Below are 23,542 nucleotides of genomic sequence, written 5' to 3' on the forward strand. Positions count from 1 at the left end.
CTGTCGCGGACCGCACGACGGATGTGTGCAAAAACGCGACATTTTTAGTTGATCTCAGGCCCCTCACGCCCTACAGTTCGCGCCGAACGTCCATGCTGGAAACGATCCATCCGGCTCAAGTACTGACGACGAGACAGCAAGGCCAAGGGCACCACACAACCCATGGCCTTTTTGCTTTCGGCGACATGCCTTGGGAAGTAGGCGAACCAAAGTGGGGATACGGAGGACGTTCACGGGGGCAGCTTGCCCTCAAACCCATTGATCCTGATGTTTGCCAGTAGGAGTCCCAAGTATGTCGATCCAGGTCGAAGATTATTTCGCGCGCGAAACCTTCCAGAAAATGAAAGCGTTCGCCGACAAGCAGGAAACCCCGTTCGTGGTGATCGACACCGCGATGATCTCCAAGGCCTATGACGACCTGCGCGCCGGTTTCGACTTCGCCAAGGTCTACTACGCCGTCAAGGCCAACCCGGCGGTGGAAATCATCGACCTGCTCAAGGAAAAGGGCTCGAACTTCGACATCGCCTCGATCTATGAGCTGGATAAGGTCATGAGCCGTGGCGTGGGCCCGGACCAGATCAGCTACGGCAACACCATCAAGAAATCCCGGGACATCCGTTACTTCTACGAGAAAGGCGTGCGCCTGTACGCCACCGACTCCGAAGCCGACCTGCGCAACATCGCCAAGGCCGCACCGGGTTCGAAAGTCTATGTACGTATTCTTACCGAAGGTTCGACCACGGCCGACTGGCCGCTGTCGCGCAAGTTCGGCTGCCAGACCGACATGGCCATGGACCTGCTGATCCTGGCCCGCGACCTGGGCCTGGTGCCGTACGGCATTTCGTTCCACGTTGGTTCGCAGCAGCGCGACATCAGCGTCTGGGACGCCGCCATCGCCAAGGTCAAGGTGATCTTCGAACGCCTGAAGGAAGAAGACGGCATTGTCTTGAAGCTGATCAACATGGGCGGCGGCTTCCCGGCCAACTACATCACCCGCACCAACAGCCTGGAAACCTACGCCGAAGAAATCATCCGCTTCCTCAAGGAAGACTTCAGCGATGACCTGCCGGAAATCATCCTGGAACCGGGCCGCTCGTTGATTGCCAACGCCGGCATCCTGGTCAGCGAAGTGGTGCTGGTGGCACGTAAATCCCGTACCGCCGTCGAGCGCTGGGTGTACACCGACGTGGGCAAGTTCTCCGGCCTGATCGAAACCATGGACGAAGCCATCAAGTTTCCGATCTGGACCGAGAAGAAAGGCGAGATGGAAGAAGTGGTCATCGCCGGCCCGACGTGCGACAGCGCCGACATCATGTATGAAAACTACAAGTACGGCCTGCCCCTGAACCTGGCCATCGGTGACCGTCTGTACTGGCTGTCGACCGGTGCCTACACCACCAGCTACAGCGCCGTGGAATTCAACGGCTTCCCGCCATTGAAATCGTTCTACGTGTAAATCGCTGCCCGCTTGACCGAAAGCCCGTGACGGATGTCACGGGCTTTTTTCATGGTTCCAACCGCAACGATGTCGAGCCCAACGCATGGGCCATTTCATTCAATTGCGCCAATGGATAGGCCAACTGTGAGAACGAGGTTCTTGCCCGTCGCAGACGCTGGTGTCGATCATTGGTTTGCAGCTCACGCTTGACCTGCGTCAGGAAATACCCCATGCGATGGCACAGGTCGGCAATGTTATTACCGGCCGACGTTGACCTGACATAAAGCCCCCTCAACGCCTGCAGGTGCGCTCGGGCCAATGCCTTGCGTTGCGCCTCGGAGTAATGCCTTCCCGGGTCGTAGTGCATGCTCGGCAGGATGATTCGCCCCAGAACATAGTAGATCTCGATCCTGGGATCAGGTCCGTGACAGGTACATAACCTCAACGTCAACAGCTCAATGAAGCGCGCGAAGAGGCCGTGGACGGTCTGGGAAACTGCGGCGACCCAGGTCTTGAGACGCGCAACCAGCTCCGCACATTGATCCAGCCACCGACAGAGGTTGTCGATCAATTGCATGAGGTCCCAGGTGCAATTGCTTCCCCGCCCACCGAAATTGACCGGCGTGAATCGCGAGGGGTCGACACCTCCCAGTAACGCCGGCTGCCTGGCGTCCTGAGCCACTTGTTCGAACTCCCGCACAAAGGTCGCCGTTTGCTCGGCCACCCGATGGCCCACGAAACCCAATGACGGCACGAGCCCGACAATCGCCCGCCAGCGGCCTTCATTGTCAGTGGCCGCCCGCGTCAAGGCCTGCGCATCAGGTGGGGGCAGCAGCACATGCCCCGACCTGCGAAAAACGCTGGAAAAATGCTCGATCTCAACCAAGGTGTCCGGCAGATCGCTCAAGAACCGGATGTATTCGCTCAAGGCCGAGAAGCTCTTCTCGTCCCACAGAAAGTCGCCCATGATCAATCACCGCCGAATCATCATCCATGGGTTGCCGATGGCAGGGACAGCGGATTCACAAACGCAATGAATCGCTGGGTCTGATGGATGAGGTCAAGGCTGCGCTCGTGCTCTTCCAGGTACGCGTTCGCCTCGATCAGCCGGGCGAACGATCGGTACGCTTCGACCACGCCTTGATACTCGCCCACATAGCGCCGACGCTCATCGTCAATGGCGTGGATGACATGGATGAAGCGGACCTTGCCCTTGAGAGCGTTGAGCCGGGTGGTTTTCTTGTCGATATCAACGGCCAGTGCCTGGACGCTCCCGGCCAGTTGGTCCCGTGCGCGCACCATGTCGAGAAAACGAACGCCTTCGCCAACCTGCACGAGGGTCTTTTTCAACTGCTCGATCGCCTGCATGACCAATTGGATTTCAGGCGGCGCGATACCGAGCTTTGTCACCTGCTCCAGCGTCAGCACCAGGTCGTTGCCAATCGCTTCGACACCGCCCTTCTTGAGCAAGCCGATGGCCTCGCCGGCCTGGCTACGGGCTTTCTGGCGCTCCGTGCGTTGGTCTTCCAACCGTTTGAGAGCGACCTCCAGGGCACGTTGTTCCTTTTCCAGGTCGTCAATGAAACCCTGGCTCAAGCGCCGATCAAAAACATCGCGAATGACCGACAATTGATCGCTGAGTTGACGAGTGGACTGCGTCACGCAACGGCTCATCTGCTCCAGCTCTGCGGCACGGTCAGCCTCGATTTCCTGGATATCGTGCTCGTCAACGGCCCGCACCCGCTCTTTCTCCAGCTCTTGCAGGCGACGAGCCCGGCCTTCGAGCGCCACCCTTGTGCTTAATGCTGCCTCGCCCAGCACCTGGCTGCTTTTACCCACGTTGAGCACCAGGTCAACGAACCGATCATGCAACTGCGGCAGGTAATTCCATTGGATGAACAGCATGCGGGCTTGCACCGCGCCGTCATTCATCAGGCGGTGACTGTCAGCCATGATCCCGGGATCGACGGTTGGGTAGTCATTTTTCGGGGCCAGCACAAACGCGGCGCGCATCCTGATGCCGTAGACGCGCTCGTACTCCTCATCGGCTTCCTTGAACACTGCGATCAGTGCATCGGCATCGCGTTCGATCTGCTTCCAGGGCAGCGCCACTTCACGGAACGCCAGGATGAAGCGCCTCAGGCTCAGGGCATCAGTGATGCGAGCAACCGCCTCCTGGGAAGTCTTGACATAAAGGTGCAGGACATTCCAGACATGCATGAGGTTCTGCGTGGCGATGTCCGCGTCGATCGCCACCAGCTCAAGCCCTTGCAGATCATGTTTGACGCGGCTCAAGGAACCGAGGGTCTGGTGCTTGCTCCTGAGCACTTCAATCGCCGCTTCCTGCTCTTGATAGAGCCGGTTCCTTTCGGCCCGGATACTTTCGGCCTCCACCCCCAGGTAAATCGCCAGCGCCAGGCCGATCACGTTCATGCCTGCCACAGCCCCCAGGGATTTTTCCACTGCCTTGGCATACTCGTCATTCTTCTCTTCAATACGCAAGGCGCGATCATCGACCTCTCGCTTGAGCATGTCGACTTCGACGGGCAACAGTGTGCTGCCAATCAGACCCAGGCGCAGTTTGATATCGGGAAGTATGTGCTGGCGCAGGTCATAACCGAAGTAATCCAAGGCCAGCTTTATGTTTTTAACAACCTTGAGATTATCGTCGACCTTCTTGTAGATCTGCTCGAGATAGTAACCAACGTCTTCCACCGTGTCCGGCGCCAGTTCAATACCGGGAAACTTGTGCCCCAGTTCCAACTCCAGTTTCTTCAACTGTTCCAGGGTTCGAATATCATGTTTATCAAGTTCCCTGGAAGCCCGGACATCTTCATAGACTTCATCCATGGCTTTGTCGTAGATGGCCATGCTGGCGGCAAACAGTTTCAGCTGGCTGCCGGTCAGCATGATCGACTCACGCAGCGGCGACCAACGACGCGCATGGCTGCGGGTGGCGCGGAAAGTACTCAGGAAATCTTCCGGTCGCAGGCCCGGACCGCCCCCGGCCGGATCACCGAAGCTCAGGTAGTCCTTTACGTTCGCCAGGGTATAGGGCAGCGCCAGGGCGGCCGCCTCGTATTTTCTCAGGTCAATGATCTGTTTCCTGGTCAGTAACAACCCCTTGCCTCGGGACTCACCTTCAAGGGTCGGCGCCGAGGCGTTGGACAGGGTTTTCGGCGCCAGTTGCGCAAACCGGGTGATGTCTTCGGACGAGGCTTCTTCCAAGGCCTCATTCCAGACCGCATTAGCATTCATAATTAATCCTTTAATTATCTGTATGCCGGCAGCGAGTTTTTGACCCGGGCCGGCAGCATAAGTACCAGTCAACTGTACAGGCGCTCGGACACTAGACGATCGGAACGAAGGAAGTCAAAGACGGAAAACAATGCAAACATTAGCGGATGATACCCGCCCGCAAATGCACTTGTTCGGGTGGCAAGTGCACTTGGATAAATGAAACAGCGTGTGGACTACCCGAGGCTGTTGGAACGTTCCAATACTGCAATACGCGCCTGATAAGCCTCAAACATGGGTCGCAACTCAGGCCATTGCGCCTGCAACAACGTTTGCACGGCCACCCAAAGGAAATTCAGATTGCCGGCCTCCAGGGCACGACGCAACCAGACCAATCCTTCGTCCATCCGATCGCTGGCCAGCAGCACGCAGCCATGGCTGAACTGCCCACGGAAATCACCGCCTTCGGCTGAGCGTCGATACCACTGGGCTGCGGCAACCGGATCCGCCGGGCAGTAGCGCCCCTCTTCCAGGTAACGCCCCAGCAGGTTCATCGACTTGGCATGACCGAGTTCGGCGGCGTGGCGATAGAACCTCAACGCCTGCACCTGATCCTCAAGCACACCACGCCCGGTCGCCAGTAGGTTGGCGTAGTTGTACAGCGCCCAGTCCAGACCCGCCTCGGCGGCCTGGCGATAATGCCCGGCGGCGATCGAAGCATCGGCACTGCAGCCCCAACCGTGTTCATGACACCGGCCGAGCATGTTGCGCGCCATCAGGTGCCCGCGCTCGGCGGCAATGCTGAACCAGCGCAGGGCCAGCGGCCGATCCTGGCTGATGCCGTGGCCGTCCAGCAGGATCTGCCCGAGCAAGGCCTGGGCCTCGAGCACGCCTTCGCCGGCAGCGATGAGGATCGCCTGGGCGGCCCGTGCCGGGCTTTCGTCGAGCATGGCCTTGAGGCCATCACCGTCGAGCACCTCCTCACGACGCAGATGAAAATCCGCCACTTACACCTCAACCCAGCGGCGCAGCAGGTTGTGATAAGTGCCGGTCAGGCGGATCAGCGACGGGTGATCGGGCACGTCCCGGGTGAGCTGCTGGATCGCGCCGTCCATCTCGAACAGCAGCGCCCGCTGGCTGTCTTCGCGCACCAGGCTCTGGGTCCAGAAGAACGAGGCGTAGCGCGCCCCCCGGGTCACCGCGTTGACCTTGTGCAGGCTGGTCCCCGGATACAACACCATGTCGCCGGCCGGCAGCTTGACCCGCTGGGTGCCGTAGGTGTCCTGGATTTCCAGTTCGCCGCCGTCGTAGTCCTGGGGGTCGCTGAAGAACAGCGTGGCCGACAGATCCGTGCGGACCCGCTCGGCGCTGCCCTTGGGCTGGCGCACCGCGTTGTCGACATGAAAATCGAAACTGCCGCCGGCCGTGTAGCAGTTCACCAGCGGCGGGAATACCTTGTGCGGTAGCGCCGCCGACATGAACAGCGGGTTTTTCCACAGCCGTTCCAGCATCGCCGCGCCGATTTCCTTGGCCAGCGGGTGACCCTCGGGCAGTTGCAGGTTGTGCTTGGCCTTGGCCGACTGGAAACCGGCCGTGATCTTGCCATCCGCCCACTCGGCCTGCTCCAGTGCCTCGCGAATGCGCTGGACTTCTTCTGGAGAGAACACGCCGGGAATGTGCAGCAACATGAGCGTCGGGCCTGTGGATAAAAAGGGCGCCAATGGTAGTGATTCTTATTGGCTGTGCACAACCCCTGCCACGTAACACTTGGGCAAAACCGTACAGGCAAAATGTAAAGAACGTAAATTCATCTCAAATAGCAATATTTCGCAATTGATACAAAGACCTGTTTACCCTATATTCCGCGGCCTCAATCCTTGGGGAAGGAAATTATTCATGTCGCGTCAACCAACACAATCACCGGTCAACTCACCGCGCCTGCTGGCTTCGGCCATTGGCGTTGCCCTCAGCGCAACGTCCGCGACGCAAATGGCCCAGGCGGCAGACACCGACGAGAAAGCCCCGCGCAACGCCATCGCCCTGGATGCCACCAGCATCACCGGCGAGGCCCAGGACCCGACGGCCTATCAGGTTGAAAGAGCGTCTTCCCCGAAATACACCGCGCCTTTGGTCGACACCCCGCGCTCGGTCACCGTCATCCCGCAGCAAGTGCTCAAGGACACCGGCGCGCTGAACATGCAGGATGCGTTGCGCACCGTGCCCGGTATCACCTTTGGCGCCGGTGAAGGGGGCAATCCCCAGGGCGACCGTCCGTTCATTCGCGGTTTCGACGCCCAGGGCGACACCTACCTCGACGGCGTGCGCGACACCGGTTCCCAGAGCCGCGAGATCTTCGCCGTGGAGTCCATCGAAGTCAGCAAGGGCCCGAACTCCGCCGTTGGCGGTCGTGGCGCGGCGGGCGGGACCATCAACCTGGTGAGCAAGAAAGCGCACTTGGGCGACTCCCTCGACGGCGGCTTCACCTGGGGTTCGGACCAGACCCAGCGCTACACCCTGGACGGCAACTACCAGTTCAGCGACACCGCCGCCGGCCGTCTCAACCTGATGAGCCACGAAAGCAATGTCGCCGGTCGCGACCAGGTCAATAACGACCGCTGGGGCATCGCGCCGTCGCTGGCGTTCGGCCTGGGCACCGACACCCGGGTCAACCTCGATTACTACCATCTGGAAAGCAACGACCTGCCGGACTCCGGCATCCCCTACAGCATGCCGGCCTCGGGCCTGTCGGCCAATCGCACCAAGGCCAACCCGGACAAGCCCGACGACGGCGGCGACAGCAGCAATTTCTATGGCCTCACCGATCGGGATTTCCGCAAGACCCGCAACGACACCGCGACCTTCGCCATCGAGCACGACCTGAACGATGCCCTGACGGTCAAGAACACCCTGCGCCACGGTTCGAGCATGCAGGACTACATCCTGACCCAGCCCGACGACAGCAAGGGCAACGTCAACAACGGGACGGTCTGGCGCCGCGCCAACAGCCGGGTCAGCAACGTCGACACCACCACCAACCAGACCGATCTGTTCGGTGACTTCTACGTCGCCGGCTTCAAGAACAGCTTCTCCACCGGTATCGAGTTGAGCCGCGAGACGGGCGAAAAGTCCTCCTACACCGTCAATACCGACACCGTGCCGGGCACCACGGCCGCGAACACAAACTGCAGGCCGTCGATGGTCGGCGCGTCGAGCGGCTACAACTGCACCTCGCTGTCCAACCCGAACCCGAATGATCCGTGGAACGGCACGATTGCGCGCAACTACGCCGGCACCGACACCACCAGCGTCACCCGTGCGCTCTATGTGTTCGATACCCTGGAACTGTCGCCGCAATGGCTGGTGAACATGGGCCTGCGCTACGACCATTTCGACACGAAGTACAAGACCTACAACGCCGCCGGTACCACCACGTCCAAGGGCGATGACACCAGCGAGTTCGTCACCGGCCAGTTCGGCCTGGTCTGGAAACCGGCGGACAACGGCAGCATCTATGCCTCCTACGCCACCTCGGCCACGCCGCCGGGCAACATGGTCGGCGAAGGCACCGAAGGCAACCCGTTGGGTGGCACGCCGGACCGCAACGGCAACCTGCTCGCCAGCGACATGGAGCCAGAAACCACCAAGAACTATGAAATCGGCACCAAGTGGGACCTGCTCGACAACCGCCTCTCGCTGACCGCGGCGATTTTCCGCACCGAGAAAGAGAACGCGCGGGTCCAGGTCGATACCACCACCTATGAGAATGCCGGCAAGACCCGTGTCGACGGCCTCGAACTGTCGGCCAGCGGCAAGATCAGCGAGAAATGGCAAGTGTTCGCCGGCTACAGCTACCTGGACAGTGAACAGGTCGATGGCGGCCCGCTGAGCACCACCGACGGCAACCAGCTGCCGAACACACCGAAAAACAGCGCCAGCGTCTGGACCACGTACGCCCTGACCTCGAAGCTGACCATCGGTGGCGGCGCCTTCTACGTCGACGACGTGTTCGGCAGCGTGGCGAACACCACCATGGTCGACTCGTATGTGCGCTACGACGCCATGGCCAACTACAAGGTCAACAAACACCTGGACCTGCAACTCAACGTGCAGAACCTGACCGACGAAACCTACTACGACAAGGCGTTCTCGACCCATTTCGCCAACCAGGCGGCCGGACGTACCGCGTTGCTGAGCACCAATTTCCATTTCTGATCGAGCCGAATGCGGAGCGGTTTGATCGTCCCCACGCTCCGCGTGGGAATGCAGCCAGGGACGCTCCGCGTCCCAAGCGCCGAACGCGAAGCGTCCGCTGAGGCATCCCCAAGCAGAGCGTGGGAACGATCAACACGCCGCCATCGCGAGCAGGCTCGCTCCCACAGGGTTCGACTCGCCATCGCTGGCAGTGGACAAAAGCCCCGCTCATCCCCATGAGCGGGGCTTTTATGTGTGTTTATGAATGCTTCTCGATAACACACGGCATAATGCGCGCCGTGATGAACAGTAATGAATGAACGAGGCGGCGACGTGTTGAAGAAAACCCTGTTCCAGTTGCACTGGTTTTTCGGCATCAGTGCCGGGCTGGTCCTGGCATTGATGGGCATCACCGGGGCTGCGGTGTCGTTCCAGGACGAAATATTGCGGGCCCTGAACCCGCAGGTGCTGACAGTCGAGAAGCAACCGGCCGGCGTGCTGCCACCCGCCGAACTGGTGGAACAGATCGAGGCCGCGTCCGGCAAAACCGTCGCCATGCTCTGGGTCGAGACCGACAGCGGCAACGCCGCGCGGGTGATCTTCGCCGCGCCTCCCGGGGAAAAGCGCGGGGCCATGCGCTACTTCAATCCCTATAACGCTCAGTTCATGGGTGAGGTAGCGGGTCAGGATTTCTTCGGCTTCATGCTCAAGCTGCACCGTGTGCTGACCCTGGATGATGTGGGCCGGCAGATTACCGGTGCCTGTACGCTGATCCTGGTGTTCTTCTGCCTGTCCGGCTTGTACCTGCGCTGGCCCCGCCAGTGGAAAAGCTGGCGCGCCTGGCTGACCCTCGACTGGGCGAAAAAAGGTCGCAGCTTCCAGTGGGACTTGCACTCGGTGGCGGGCACCTGGTGCCTGGTGTTCTATCTGCTGGCGGCCCTGACCGGGCTGACCTGGTCCTACGACTGGTACAACAAGGGCGTGACCCGCCTGCTCTCCGATTCACCCAAGCAAGAGCGCGTGCGCAATCGCGGCCCGGCGCCAAGCGGCCCGCCACCGGTGGCCGACTACCGGGCCATGTGGAGCAGCATCTACAGCGCCGCCGGCCCGGACCTGTCCGCTTACAACGTGCGCATGCCACCGGTGGCCGGGCAACCCGCCACGGTGTTCTACCTGCTGAAAAACTCGCCCCATGACCGAGCCTTGAACCAGCTCATGCTCGACCCGGCCACCGGCGAAGCCAGCCAGCACAGCCGCTACAGCGACAAGAGCTTCAAGGCGCAGTTGCTGACCAGCGTCTATGCGTTGCACGTCGGCAGTTATTTCGGCCTGGTTGGACGGATCCTGGTGACGGTCGCGGCCCTGACCATGCCCTTGTTCTTCATCACCGGCTGGTTGTTGTACCTGGACCGACGCCGCAAGAAGCACCAGGTGAAACAGGCCCGCCAGGCGCTTGTTACCGACTCGACCGCCGGGCCTGCCTGGCTGATCGGTTTCGCCAGCCAGAGCGGTTTTGCCGAGCAACTGGCCTGGCAAACCGCCGGCCAGCTCCAGGCGGCCGGGTTGCCGGTGAAAGTGCAGCCGCTGGCCGGGGTCAGCGAACAGGACCTGGGCAGCGCCACCCACGCGCTCTTCGTCGTCAGCACCTTCGGCGACGGCGAAGGCCCGGACAGCGCCCGTGGTTTCGAGCGCAAGGTGTTGGGCCGCGCCCTGGACCTGGAACGCCTGCAGTACTCGGTGCTGGGCCTGGGCGACCGCCAGTATGAACACTTCTGCGGCTTCGCCCGGCGCCTGCACGCCTGGCTGGCGGAGCACGGCGGCAAGACCTTGTTTGCCCCGGTGGAAGTCGACAGCGGCGACCCTTACGCCCTGCGTCACTGGCAGCAACAATTGGCCGAGCTGACCGGCCAGGCGCCAGCGGATACCTGGCAGGCACCGAGTTACGAACACTGGACGCTGAGCCAACGGACCTTGCTCAACCCGGATAGCACGGGCTCGGGTGTCTACCTGCTGAGCCTCACACCCCCTGGCCCGAGCAGCTGGCTGGCCGGTGACCTGGTAGAAGTGGCGCCGCGCAATGACCTCGGGGTCATCGAGCATTTTCTCGACGGCCTGGGCCTCTCCGGCAACGCTCGCGTGCAGGTCGACGGCTTGCCCCAGGACCTCAACCAGGCCCTTGCCACCCGCCAGTTGCCGCAAAACCGTGCCCATCTGGTGGGCCTGCACGCCCAGGCACTGGTGGAGGCCTTGGCGCCGCTGGCACTGCGCGAATACTCCATCGCCTCGATCCCGGCCGACGGCGTGCTGGAACTGATCGTGCGCCAGGAGCGTCACGCCGACGGCAGCCTGGGCGTCGGCTCCGGCTGGCTCACCGAACACGCCCCGCTGGGCAGCGCCATCAGCCTGCGCGTGCGGCGCAACAGCAGTTTCCATCTGCCGCCTCAGGGCGTGCCGATGATTCTACTGGGCAACGGCACCGGCCTGGCCGGCCTGCGCAGCCTGCTCAAGGGCCGTATGGCCCAAGGCATGCAGCGCAACTGGCTGCTGTTTGGCGAGCGCCAGCGCGAGCACGATTTCCACTGCCGCGACGAGCTTCAGGAATGGGTGACCTCAGGCGACCTGGAACGCCTGGACCTGGCGTTCTCCCGGGATCAGCCACATAAAGTCTACGTCCAGGACCGCCTGCGCGAATCCACCGCGCTGCTCAAGCAATGGCTAGCCGACGGCGCGGTGATCTATGTCTGCGGCAGCTTGCAGGGCATGGCGTCGGGGGTGGATCAGGTGCTCAACGAAGCGCTGGGGCGTGAGGCCGTGGAGCAATTGATCGAGCAGGGGCGGTATCGGCGCGACGTTTACTAACAACCCCCACCTTCCTCCCTGTGGGAGCGGGCTTGCTCGCGATAGCGGTGTATCGGACAGTCTATTTGTCGACTGGCACACCGCATCGCGAGCAGGCTCGCTCCCACAGGGGGATGTTATGCGGCAAAAATTCAGACCGGCTCCAACGTCTTCTCGAACACCGCCACCCCCTCCAGATCCCGCAACACTACGCTCATCGCCCCGCTCTGGCCGTCGATGTTCACCTCGCCGAAGAACTGGTAACCGGCAAACGGCGAGGCGTTCTGGGTCGCGGGCGCCTTCTGGAACACCACTTCCGGGCCGAAGGTCTTGTCCAGGGCGTTGGGCCCGAAGCTGCCGGCGTTCAACGGCCCGGCGACGAACTCCCAGAACGGTTCGAAATCCTGGAACGCGGCCTGTTCCGGGTGATAGTGATGGGCCGCGCAATAATGGACATCGGCGGTGAGCCAGACGTAGTTGCGCACTTGATGCTTGCGCAGGAAGCCGAGCAGTTCGGCGATTTCCACTTCACGGCCCTGGGCCGGGCCAGGGTCACCGTTGGCGACCGCCTCCCAGCGCGGCACGCCGGGGCTGACCTCGCCGTCGGGCACGCCAAGGCCGATGGGCATGTCGGCGGCGATGACTTTCCATTGGGCGCGGGATTGCTTCAATTCGCGCTTGAGCCAATTCAATTGCTCGCGACCGAGAAACGGCTTGGCCGCGCCGAGGTTGGCATCGTTGGCTTCGCGGTAGCTGCGCATGTCGAGTACGAACACGTCCAGCATCGGCCCGTAACTCAACTTGCGATAGATCCGTCCGCCCTGGTCGGCCTTCTGCAAACGCATCGGCGCGTACTCCAGCCAAGCCTGTCGCGCACGCCCCACCAGGCGCTGGATATCCTTGGTCTGGTAACGCTCATCCAGCTGCTTGCCCGGCGACCAGTTGTTGACCACTTCGTGGTCGTCCCATTGCCAGATCTGCGGCACCTCGGCGTTGAAGCGCCGCACGTTCTCGTCCATCAGGTTGTAGCGGTAGTTGCCGCGATACTCGTCGAGGGTCTCGGCGACCTTGCTCTTGGCTTCGGTGGTGAGGTTGCGCCAGACGCGCCCGCCTTCCGTGGTGAGTTGCGCCGGCACCGGGCCGTCGGCATAGATGGTGTCGCCGCTGTGGATGAAGAAATCCGGCAGGCGCAGGCGCATGGCTTCGTAGATGCGCATGCCGCCAATGTCAGGGTTGATGCCGAAGCCCTGGCCCACGGTGTCGCCGCTCCAGACAAAACGGATGTTGCGCTTGAACTGCGGCACGCTGCGCAAGTGGCCGAACCAGGGTTCGCTGGCGACACCGCTCTGAGCGTCTTCGAAGCGTACCCGGTAGAAAATCGCCTGGTCGGGCGGCAGGCCGGTGAGTTCGACCCGGGCGGTGAAATCGCTGCGGCTGTCGGCCAGCGGCGAGACGAAACGGCGCGGATTGCGGAAATGGCTGCGGGTGTCCCACTCCACTACCATCCGCGCCGGACGGTCGCAACGGCTCCAGATCATCGCCCGGTCGCCCTGCAAGTCACCGGACTGGACACCGTCGGTGAGCAGCGGACGGTCCTTGACCGAAGCCATCACCGCCGGCGCCAACCCCGGCAACAACAACCCCGCCCCCACCGCCTGGATAACACGGCGACGGCCCTGGTCGAATTCGCTCATGGACTTTCCCTCAAATGGGAAAACTAGAGCATGGCCGTGTTAACCGCATGTGACAACAATCGCACGAACAACCCAAAACAACTGTGGGAGCGAGCCTGCTCGCGATGGCGGAGTGGCAGATAACAGCGTTGTTGGCTGATACACCGCTATCGCGAGCAGGCTCGCTCCCACAAGGGATTTCGTTATTTCCAAAACTGCTCAGGCTTTCGCAGGCTCCAGCGCCATCTCCGCCACTTCAGGCCGCTTGAGCAACGCATACGCCACACCCGTTACCAGGCTCCCCGCCACGATCGCCAGCAAATACAGCAGCGCATGGTTGATGGCGTTGGGGATCAGCATCACGAACAGCCCGCCGTGGGGGGCCATGAGCTTGCAGCCGAAGTACATCGACAGCGCACCCGTCAATGCACCACCGGCGATGCTGGCCGGGATCACGCGCAGCGGGTCCTTGGCGGCGAATGGAATCGCACCTTCGGAGATGAAGCACAACCCCAGCACCAGCGCCGCCTTACCGGCCTCGCGCTCGGTCTGGGCAAACTTGCGGCGGGCGATGAAGGTGGCGATGCCCAGGCCAATCGGCGGCACCATGCCGGCCGCCATGGTCGCGGCCATCGGCGCATAACTTTGCGAAGCCAGCAGGCCCACCGAAAACGCATAGGCGGCCTTGTTGATCGGCCCGCCGAGGTCGACGCACATCATCGCCCCCAGCAGCACACCCAATAGAATCGCGTTGGTGGTACCCATGCTGTCGAGGAAATGGGTCAAGCCTTCGAGCATGCCCGCCACCGGTTTGCCGACGATGTAAATCATCACCAGACCGGTGAACAGGCTCGCCAGCAACGGAATGATCAGGATCGGCTTGAGCGCTTCCAGGCTCTGGGGCAGACGCGCGTAGCGGTTGATCGCCTGGGCCGCGTAACCGGCCAGGAATCCGGCAATGATCCCGCCGATGAAACCGGCGCCCAGGGTGCTCGCCAGCAACCCGCCAATCATCCCCGGCGCCAGGCCCGGACGGTCGGCGATGGAATAGGCGATGTAACCGGCCAACAGCGGCACCATCAACTTGAACGCGGTGTCGCCGCCAATCTGCATCAGCGCCGCCGCCAGCGTGCCGGGCTCCTTGAACGCCGTGATGCCGAACACAAACGACAGCGCAATCAGCAATCCCCCCGCCACCACCATCGGCAGCATGAACGACACCCCGGTCAGCAGGTGCTTGTAGACCCCGGTTTTTTCCGACTTGGCCGGGCCCGCGGCGCCGCTCGCAGCGCTTTCCTGACGGCCTTCGGCAAGCGCCTTGTTCAGCGTGGCTTCGGCCTGCTTCAAGGCGATACCGGTGCCGCAGCGGTAGATTTTCTTGCCGGCGAAACGCTCGGTAGAGACCTCGATGTCGGTGGCGAGCAACACCACGTCGGCCTCGGCGATGGTCTCGGCGCTCAGCGGGTTGCGTGCGCCCACCGAACCCTGGGTTTCCACTTGCAGGTCATAACCGAGTTTCTTCGCCGCCTGTTGCAACGCCTCGGCGGCCATGAAGGTGTGGGCGACGCCGGTCGGGCAAGCGGTAATGGCGACCAGGCGCGGCGTCCGTTCGGCCGAAGCGGCAGGCGCCTCCTCCAGCACCTCCGACGCGGCAAACACCGTGGCTTCTTCAGCGCCACGGCGCAGCAGCGAATCGACGTCTTGCAGGGCCTGGGCCGGGGTGCTGCGGAACAGGCGCTTGCCGACGAACCGCGACATATCCACCGGGCCGCTGGCCACCAGCAAGACCCACTCGGCTGCCTCTAAGGTCGCCGCCGACAACTGGCGTTCCGGATGGGCCACGTCATGCACTTCGACACTGGTGCTCCAACCCTGGCGCTGCGCTGCCGCGTCCAGCAGGCGGGCGCACAACACACTGGTGACCATGCCGTTCGGGCAGGCCGTCACAATGGCTAATTTCATTCTTGCGAACCCTCTTATTGTTCTGTCAGGGGGCGCACGCGCACGCCCTGTTCGAGCGACGCCAGCAGCGCGGTGTCGCGGATGCCAAAACCGATCTGGGTGACCGCCATGGCCGCGATGGCGGTGGCGGTGCGCAGGGTTTGCTCCGGTGCGTGTGCACCGAGCAACCCGTGCAGCATGCCGGCCAGCAACGAGTCCCCGGCGCCCACGGTGCTGGCGACGCTGACCTTGGGCGGCGAGGCGTGCAGGGCCGAGCCAACGCTGAACCAGTTCACACCGTCGGCGCCATGGGAAATCACCACATGGTCGATGCCCTGACTGTGCAGGCGCTGCGCCGCTTGTGCCTGGGCCACCTCACTCACCACTTCGCAACCCAGTGCATCGGCCAGCTCTTCGGTGTTCGGCTTGATCAGCCACGGCCCCGCCGCCAGTGCGACGCGCAAGGCTTCGCCACTGGTGTCGAGGGCGACGTTCAGGCCAAGTGTTTTCAAGCGGGTGATCAACGCCTGCAACCAGTGCGGGCTGACGCCCCGGGGCAAGCTGCCCGCCACCACCACCGCGTCGTGGCCGGGAGCAATCTGCTCCAGTCGCTCCAGCAAGGCTTGCTGCGCGGCTTCGTCGACCACCGGGCCGGGACCGTTCAGGTCGGTGATGCGTCCGTCCTGTTCGGCCAGCTTGATGTTGCTGCGGGTTTCGCCGGGCACGCGGATAAAAGCGTCGACGAAACCACGCTGGGCAAACAGCGCCTCGAACGCCTGGGCGTTGTCTGCACCGAGAAAACCGCTGACCGTCACCGTGTGGCCGAGGTCGGCCAGCACCTGGGCGACGTTCACGCCCTTGCCAGCGGCGTGGGTGTGCATGCCGTCGCTACGGTTGACCTGGCCCGGTTCCAGGCGCGCCAGTTCCACCGTGAGGTCGAGCGCCGGGTTGAGGGTCAGGGTAAGAATCTTCGCCATTTACAGCGCCTCCACTAATGCGCGCACGTCGTCGGCGCTGCCCACCGTCAGCGCTTCTTGGGCCAGGGTCTGTATCTGCGCAAGGTTCAGTTCGCGGACCCGCGCCTTGACCTCGGCAATGCTGCGGGCCGAAACGCTCAGTTCATCCACGCCCAGGCCCACCAACACCGGCACCGCCAATGGGTCGGCCGCCAGTTCACCGCACACGCCAACCCATTTGCCATGGGCATGGGCGGCGCGCACGGTGATGTCGATCAGTTGCAGCACCGCCGGGTGCAAGCCATCGGCCTGGGCCGACAGGGTGGGATGACCTCGGTCGATGGCCAGGGTGTATTGGGTCAGGTCGTTGGTGCCGACGCTGAAGAAGTCGACTTCCTTGGCGAGTACCGGCGCCAGCAACGCGGCGGACGGCACCTCGATCATGATCCCCAGTTGCAGGTCCGCCACCGGAATTTCCAGGCGCAGGCGTTCGGTCATGGCCCGGGCCTGGCGCCACTCATCGACGCTGCCGACCATCGGGAACATGATCCGCAACGGACGGCTGTCCGCCGAGCGCAGCAGGGCCCGCAGTTGCGCTTCCATGATCTGCGGGCGTTGCAAGGTCAGGCGGATGCCGCGCACGCCAAGGAACGGGTTTTCTTCTTTCGCGATCGGCCAGTACGGCAACGGTTTGTCACCGCCGACATCCAGGGTGCGCACCACCAGGGGCCGACCGGCGAGGCCATCGAGCACTTTGCGGTATTCCGCTTCCTGGGTCGCTTCGTCCGGCGCCTGGTTGTGGGCCATGAAGATCAGTTCGGTACGCAACAGGCCAATGCCTTCGGCGCCCTGCTCCACCGCACTGGTGACACCGGCGCTTTCGCCGATGTTGGCGAACACTTCCACGGCGTGGCCGTCACGGGTCAGCGCCGGTTGGTGGCGCTGTTCGGCGGCGAGCTTGAGGCGTTGCTCGCGGGTATCGCGCTCCTCCTTGGCCCGTTGCAAGGTGGCGGCATCCGGCTCCACGTGCAGGCGACCGCGCTGGCCGTCCAGCAGCAGGGACGTGCCCGGCGCCAGCAGCAACACCGATGCACCGGCGCCCACCAGCGCCGGAATGCCCAAGGCGCGGGCAACGATGGCGCTGTGGGCGGTGGCGCCGCCGCGTGCGGTCAGGATCCCCGCCACGCGGGCCGGGTCCAGGCGCGCCACGTCGGACGGACCGACTTCGTCCATCACCAGAATGTACGGTTGCTCGGGTTCGTTCGGGGTTTCGACGCCACACAACTGCGCCAGCACTCGACGGCCGACGTCCCGCAGGTCGGCCGCGCGCTCGGCAAGCAGGGCGTCCTGCAAGGCTTCCTGTTCTTTCGCAGCGGCCTCGATTACGCCCATCCACGCCGCTTGCGCACTCTCACCGAGCTTCAAACGGGTGTCGACTTCGTCCGTCAGCTCGGGGTCGTCGAGCATTTCCTGGTGGGTAATGAAGATTTCGCGAATGGCCTTGGCCTTGGCGCGCTGGATCAGGCCTTCAATATCGCGGCGCACCTGGTTCAAGGCGTTTTGCAGGCGCTCGCGCTCGATGGCGGCCGACTCGCCGCGCAGTGGATAGTCGATGGCTTGCTGCACCTGCACGTGGGCCGGGCCGATAGCGATCCCCGGAGCAGCCGGCACCGCCTGGATCAGGCTGCCGGCTTCGGGGGCCAGCACCACGGTGGCGATTTCGGCGATCGGGTTTTCCTGGGGCGCGCTCGGTGGCGGCAACGGTTCGACTTCTTCGCCCAGGCCCTCTTCGACGGCCGCCAGCAACGCCGGCAAGGCATCGGCGGCGATGCTCGGTTCGGCGATGAATTCCAGGACCTGGCCGCGACGGGCGCCCAGGCTCAACAACTTGCTCAGACTCTTGACCGACACGGCGCTGTCCTGGCCGTCGACGATGCGCACGCGGATCTCGCCGTCGAAGCTTTTCGCCAGTTGCGCGAGGATCTTCGCCGGGCGCGCATGCAGGCCATGGGCATTGGCCAGGCCGATGCGCGCGCTCGGCCAGTCGGCGGGCAATTCACCACCGAGCACTTCCAGCACCTTGCGGCTGCTGGTGGCGCGGCCCAGTTCGTGGCCGCGGCCTTCGATCAGCAACGCGCAAAGCCTTTCCAGCAAGCTCTGGTGGGCCTCGCCGAGGCTGGCGAGGCAGAACAGGCCGCTCAGCGGTTGGCCAAGGTAGCGAATCGGTTTGTCCGGGGTGACAAAGGCCAGGCCCGGACGCTTGACGGTCTGCTCGCTGTGCAGCCACCACAGGCCATCGCCCAGGGGCAACGCCTCGACCTGCTGCAAAATGCCGGCAAAGCCATTGCTCACGCAGTCGGCCTGGCGCAACAGGCGGGCGCCGCGCCAGACCAGCTCTTCGAAATCGTCCGCCGACACACCCAGGCCGATCATCTGCGCGTCCAGCGCCAATTCCTGCGGCGCGCCTTGCAGCAGCTTCAACAACGCTTCGGCAGAACCGGCGCGGCGCAGGGCCTGGCCCAGATCCGTCTCGCCGAGGGCACGGGTCAGCAATTGCAGGAGGCGCAGGTGCTCGTCGGATTTGGCCGCGATGCCGATGGCCAGGTAGACAATCTGTCCGTCGCCCCAGTCCACGCCTTCCGGAAATTGCAGCAGGCGCACGCCGGTCGAGTAGACCAGGTCGCGGGTTTGCGGCGTGCCGTGGGGAATGGCGATACCTTGGCCAAGAAAAGTCGAGCCCTGGGCTTCGCGGGCCTGCAAGCCGGCGAGATAGCCGTCAGCCACCAAGCCATCGGCCACCAGTTTGTCCGCAAGCAATTGCAACGCAGCGTCTTTATCCACAGCGGTCTGGGCCATGGATATCTGCTCTAGAGTGAGCTCGAGCATGCCTTCTCCTTTTTGGCGTCCGGTTGGCGCCAGGTATTGTTTTGAATGAATCAGCTTAGCGTCCCAGGACGGTTTTTGGCGGTATCGCGGCAGCGCGGCCAAAAATCCTGCTAGCCTTGAAAATACGCTTGCTGAAACGTTTAATCTAGAAAGATTGGCACGTTACTCGATAATCTCTCATCCTTGAAGTGCAACTTGTCGTAAGCCTTCGGGCGGTGTCCTTCAGCGTGAATCGGGTAGGATGTCCCTTATTGTCGGGCCTGACTCGAAAAAACAAGGAAAACCGGGTTGAAACTCAGTGATATCGCCCAGCTCGCTGGTGTGTCCGTGACCACCGCCAGCTACGTCATCAACGGCAAGGCCGAGCAACAACGCATCAGCAACGCGACCGTCGAGCGGGTGCGGGCAGTGGTCGAGGAGCATGGCTTCACGCCCAATCCCCAGGCCGCCGGGCTACGCAGCCGGCACACGCGCACCCTGGGCTTCATCCTGCCCGACCTGGAAAACCCCAGTTACGCACGCATCGCCAAGCTCCTGGAGCAAGGGGCGCGGGCGCGGGGCTATCAGCTATTGATTGCCAGCTCCGACGATGCCCCCGACAGTGAACGGCAATTATTGCAGCTGTTCCGTGCCCGGCGCTGCGATGCGTTGATCGTTGCCAGTTGCCTGCCGGCCGGCGACGACAGTTACCAGCAATTGCAGGCCAAGGGTATCCCGATCATCGCCATCGACCGGGTGATGGAGCCCACGCAGTTCTGCTCGGTGATCAGCGATGACCGCCAGGCCAGCCTGCAACTGACCCGCAGCCTGCTGGAGACCCAGCCTCGACAGATCGCCCTGATCAGCGCCCGCCCCGAACTGAGCATCAGCCAGGAACGGACCGCAGGCTTTCGCGACGCGTTGGCCGGGTTCGAGGGCCAGGTGTTGGTCGAGCACGGCGAGTCTTTCAGCCGTGAATGCGGCCGCCAGTTGATGGATGACATGCTCGCGCGCCTGGGGCACCTTCCCGATGCGCTGGTCACCACCTCCTACGTGCTGCTGCAGGGGGTGTTCGACGCCCTGCACGACTTTCCGCTGAAGTCGCGGCCACTGCGCCTGGGCACGTTTGGCGACACACAACTGCTGGACTTCCTGCCGCTGCCGGTCAACGCCATGTCCCAGCAGCATCAACTGATCGCCGAAAAGGCCCTGGAACTGGCGTTGGCGGCCATCGAAAACGATGACTACCAACCGGGCGTGCAGGCCATCGCCCGGACATTCAAGCAGCGCATTCATCAGGGCTGACCCATGCAGCTGATCGACACCCACACCCACCTGGATTTCCCGGACTTCGACGCGGACCGCCCGGCACTGCTCGCCGCAAGCCGCGCCTCGGGCGTCCGGCAGATGGTGGTGCTGGGGGTGTATCGGGGCAATTGGCAGCGGGTCTGGGACCTGGTGCAAAGCGACCCGGACCTGCACGCAGCACTGGGCCTGCACCCGGTGTACCTCGACCAGCATCGCCCCGAAGACATCACCCACCTGCGCGACTGGCTGACCCGCTTGGCCGGGCATCGGCAATTGTGTGCGGTAGGGGAAATCGGCCTGGATTACTACCTCGAGACGCTGGACCGTGAACGCCAGCAAGCACTGTTCGAGGCGCAGCTGCAATTGGCGGCAGACTTCGACCTGCCGGCGCTGATCCACGTGCGCCGCAGCCACGCCGCCGTGATCGCCACCCTCAAGCGCCTGGGAACCCGGCGCGCCGGAATCATCCATGCCTTCGCCGGCAGCCTTGAAGAAGCCCGCGAATACATCAAGCTCGGCTTCAAACTCGGCCTCGGCGGCGCCGCCACCTGGCCCCAGGCCCTGCGCATGCACCGGGTATTGGCAAAACTGCCGCTGGAGGCGGTGGTGCTGGAAACCGACTCACCGGATATGGCCCCCGCAATGTTCCCCGGCCAGCGCAACAGCCCCGCGCACCTGCCGGCGATTTGCGAGGCATTGGCCGGGATCATGGCGGTGAGTCCGGAGCAGCTGGCCGAAGCCAGTACGGCTAATGCCCGTCAACTGTTCAATTGGTGAGCATCCCCGCTGTGGGAGCGGGCTTGCTCGCAAAAGCGGCGGCACATTCAGCGCTCATTCAAGCTGAACCACCGCCATCGCGAGCAGGCTCGCTCCCACAGGGGCCCGGCAGTGAGCACATGACTAAACCCGAAACGCATTGATCAACTGCTTGAGCCGCACCACCTGGGCCGACAGCTCACGACTGGCATCCTCCGTCTGGTGCGCCCCCTCAGCAGTGCGCTCACCGGCGCGATTGATCTCAACGATATTCTGGTCAATATCATGGGCCACCGCCGTCTGCTGCTCGACAGCCGCAGCAATCTGCTGATTCTGGTCCACGATCATGCCCACGGCGCCGAGAATATTTTCCAAGGCCTGCTGCACCTGTTCCGACTGACCCACCGTGCCACTGGCCATCTCATGACTGGTACCCATCGCCTTCACCGCGGCGCCCACACCTCCATGCAGCCGCGTGATCATCGCTTCGATTTCTTCAGTCGACTGCTGGGTCCGCTTGGCCAGGGTCCGCACCTCATCGGCCACCACTGCAAAACCACGCCCCTGCTCACCGGCCCGGGCCGCTTCGATGGCCGCGTTGAGGGCCAGCAGGTTGGTCTGCTCGGCGATGCTCTTGATCACATCCAATACCCGGCTGATGGCCTGGCTGTCGGTCGCCAGCTGATTGATCACCTGCACCGACTGATCGATCTCACTGGCCAACCGGGCGATGCTGCCCTGCTGGGATTCCACCAGCCCACGGCCACTCAGGGTTTCATCGTTCACGCTGTGAGCGCTGCTGACTGCCGCCGCGGCGCTGCGAGCCACTTCCTGGGCCGTGGCCGACATCTGGTTCATGGCCGTTGCCACCAGCTCGATCTGGCTGCGCTGCCCGGCAACGGCCTGGTTACTCCGGGCCGATACCGCCTCGACCTGTCCCGCTTGGCGTTCGACTTCGGCGACGGTGCGACCGACCTGTTCAATCAAGTCATGGATCTTCGCCACCGTGCCGTTGAATACCTCGCCCAGTTCGCCCAGTTCATCCTTGCTGCGGGCGACGAAATTGACCGTCATGTCCCCGGCGGCCACCTTATCCATCATTGCTCCCAGATGCTGAAGCGTGGTGCGGGTCGACGCATAGAAACCGGCGTACAAATAGAAAATCAACAGAAACACCGCCGCCAGCGCCACGGCTTGCAGCACCATGTGGCTGCGGTTCTGCTCCAGGCGCTGCTGCAATTGAACACCGAGAAAATCCTGGGTCGCCTCGTTCAACCGGTAAGTCTGTGCCATCAGGCCGCTGACCTGTTCGTAGAACGCCGGCCAGGGCGCATCGAGGGTATCGGCCATCACCACGTGCTCTTCGATCAGTTCACTGGCTTTCTTGAGGCTGCCCTTGCTGCCGTTGGCCTGCTCGGCCAAGGCCTGCGCGGCCGCCTTGCTGGCGCCCAGGGCGTCTTGCAGCTTCACATCGTATTCACCCTGGAGCTTCTCGATCTGCGCCAGCAACTCATCGAACCGGGTGCTCGACGCTGAATTGAGAAACCCCAGCCCCAATGAAGAAGCGCCCAGCGCCCGGCCTTCGCCGAGGATCTGGGTGACTTTCGGGGTCGTGCCGATGATCAACTCGCTGAGCTGACGGATATCACTCTGGTGGTCGCGACTCAAACCCGCCTGGCTGGCAATGATCTGGCTGAACATCTGCGCATTGTTGAGCAGCTTGCTGATCAGCGCACTCTTGCTCTGCAAGGAACTCTCGGCCTGTTGGGCCTTGAACGCGGCGATCATCTCGTCACGCTTGGCATCGAAGGCGCTGATCTGCTCGGGGTCGACTGCCATGGCGGTCATGCCTTGCAGGCGCGTGAGGACCTGTTGTTCGAGGGTACCGATCTTCGTTTCCACATCGCCGGCCTTGCCGGATTGGCCCAGGCTGGCGTTGATCTGCACCAGGTTGTTCAGCGTCTCCAGGTCCCGGCGCAGGGTCAGGCTGCTGCCTAACAGGTCGAGGCTTTGCAGCTCCACTTGGGTGCCCTGGAATTCCCGGTAGGAATCACGCACCAGGAAGAAGTTGGTCACCAGCATCGGCACCAGGAACATCACACTGATCAGGCTGAACTTCATGCCAAAACTCAGGCGATTCATCAGCGCGACAGCGGGCCAGAGCAAACTCTTCACAAGGAAGTCTCCCGGTAGTGTTCTTATTTTTTATGGGCGAGCGCACAGGGACAGCAGAAAGCCACCATTCGGCGCGCTGTGCCTGTATAGCCTAAATCGACGGAGAGATTTGTAACTTAAGGTTAACGACAGCGAGTATGTCTTGTGGGAGGTCCCGCCCCGTC

The 23,542-nt window shown here is 62.8% G+C and carries 13 protein-coding genes and 2 pseudogenes; 5 read left to right on the plus strand and 10 right to left on the minus strand.

Translation table 11 applies throughout. From position 1 onward, the window contains the following. The first annotated feature begins 292 nt into the window (after nt 1–292). A complete protein-coding gene (locus J7E36_RS05790; protein ID WP_215000778.1) occupies nt 293–1,456 on the plus strand; it encodes a type III PLP-dependent enzyme in 1,164 nt (387 codons plus the stop codon). A 49-nt stretch (nt 1,457–1,505) separates the two neighbouring features. On the opposite strand, the gene J7E36_RS05795 is transcribed toward J7E36_RS05790, so the two are convergent. From J7E36_RS05795 to J7E36_RS05810, 4 genes are all read right to left on the minus strand, one after another. After that, the gene (locus J7E36_RS05795) at nt 1,506–2,405 is read right to left on the minus strand and encodes a hypothetical protein (protein WP_215000781.1); all 900 of its coding nucleotides are present in this window, start codon (nt 2,403–2,405) and stop codon (nt 1,506–1,508) included. 20 nt (nt 2,406–2,425) lie between these two features. Then, nucleotides 2,426–4,696: an alpha-xenorhabdolysin family binary toxin subunit A gene (locus J7E36_RS05800; RefSeq protein ID WP_215000783.1), complete on the minus strand. Its 2,271-nt coding sequence runs from the start codon at nt 4,694–4,696 to the stop codon at nt 2,426–2,428. Nucleotides 4,697–4,911: 215 nt separating this feature from the next. Beyond that, complete coding sequence (locus J7E36_RS05805; RefSeq protein WP_231286532.1) at nt 4,912–5,682, minus strand: tetratricopeptide repeat protein; 771 nt, start codon at nt 5,680–5,682, stop codon at nt 4,912–4,914. Then, on the minus strand, nt 5,683–6,363 hold the full coding sequence (locus tag J7E36_RS05810; protein WP_215000786.1) for a Fe2+-dependent dioxygenase: 681 nt from the start codon (nt 6,361–6,363) through the stop codon (nt 5,683–5,685). It abuts the gene before it with no gap. A gap of 208 nt (nt 6,364–6,571) precedes the next feature. On the opposite strand from J7E36_RS05810, the gene J7E36_RS05815 reads away from it, so the two are divergent. Next, nucleotides 6,572–8,887, plus strand: coding sequence for a TonB-dependent receptor (locus tag J7E36_RS05815; RefSeq protein WP_215000789.1), 2,316 nt, complete (start codon nt 6,572–6,574; stop codon nt 8,885–8,887). A 312-nt stretch (nt 8,888–9,199) separates the two neighbouring features. Beyond that, entirely contained in the window at nt 9,200–11,725 is a 2,526-nt protein-coding gene (locus J7E36_RS05820) for a sulfite reductase flavoprotein subunit alpha (RefSeq protein WP_215000817.1), read from the plus strand. Nucleotides 11,726–11,856: 131 nt separating this feature from the next. On the opposite strand, the gene J7E36_RS05825 is transcribed toward J7E36_RS05820, so the two are convergent. The 4 genes from J7E36_RS05825 to ptsP all read right to left on the minus strand — a co-directional run bounded on the left by J7E36_RS05825 (nt 11,857) and on the right by ptsP (nt 19,160). Next, nucleotides 11,857–13,398 carry an alkaline phosphatase D family protein gene (locus J7E36_RS05825; RefSeq protein ID WP_215000792.1) on the minus strand — a complete coding sequence of 514 codons (1,542 nt, stop codon included), beginning with the start codon at nt 13,396–13,398 and terminating at the stop codon, nt 11,857–11,859. Nucleotides 13,399–13,596: 198 nt separating this feature from the next. Then, entirely contained in the window at nt 13,597–15,339 is a 1,743-nt protein-coding gene (locus J7E36_RS05830) for a PTS fructose-like transporter subunit IIB (RefSeq protein ID WP_215000794.1), read from the minus strand. 14 nt (nt 15,340–15,353) lie between these two features. Next, nucleotides 15,354–16,295, minus strand: a complete 942-nt coding sequence (pfkB, locus tag J7E36_RS05835; RefSeq protein ID WP_215000796.1) for a 1-phosphofructokinase — start codon at nt 16,293–16,295, stop codon at nt 15,354–15,356. After that, complete coding sequence (gene ptsP / locus J7E36_RS05840) at nt 16,296–19,160, minus strand: phosphoenolpyruvate--protein phosphotransferase (protein WP_215000799.1); 2,865 nt, start codon at nt 19,158–19,160, stop codon at nt 16,296–16,298. A 288-nt stretch (nt 19,161–19,448) separates the two neighbouring features. Between ptsP and cra the strand changes: the two genes are divergently transcribed. Together cra and J7E36_RS05850 are read left to right on the plus strand one after the other, a co-directional pair. Continuing rightward, nucleotides 19,449–20,444, plus strand: coding sequence for a catabolite repressor/activator (gene cra, locus J7E36_RS05845; RefSeq protein WP_215000802.1), 996 nt, complete (start codon nt 19,449–19,451; stop codon nt 20,442–20,444). A 3-nt stretch (nt 20,445–20,447) separates the two neighbouring features. After that, nucleotides 20,448–21,224 (plus strand): TatD family hydrolase, encoded by a 777-nt coding sequence (locus J7E36_RS05850; RefSeq protein ID WP_215000805.1) that lies wholly within the window; start codon nt 20,448–20,450, stop codon nt 21,222–21,224. 123 nt (nt 21,225–21,347) lie between these two features. Here J7E36_RS05850 and J7E36_RS25490 read toward each other — a convergent pair. Beyond that, a pseudogene (locus J7E36_RS25490) lies at nt 21,348–21,884 on the minus strand (methyl-accepting chemotaxis protein); the annotation flags it as partial. Between the two features lie 321 nt (nt 21,885–22,205). Then, a pseudogene (locus J7E36_RS25495) lies at nt 22,206–23,345 on the minus strand (HAMP domain-containing protein); the annotation flags it as partial. Nucleotides 23,346–23,542 lie beyond the last annotated feature (197 nt).

This window comes from Pseudomonas fluorescens, assembly GCF_018614775.1.
In the GTDB taxonomy this organism is placed as follows: domain Bacteria; phylum Pseudomonadota; class Gammaproteobacteria; order Pseudomonadales; family Pseudomonadaceae; genus Aquipseudomonas; species Aquipseudomonas fluorescens_BY.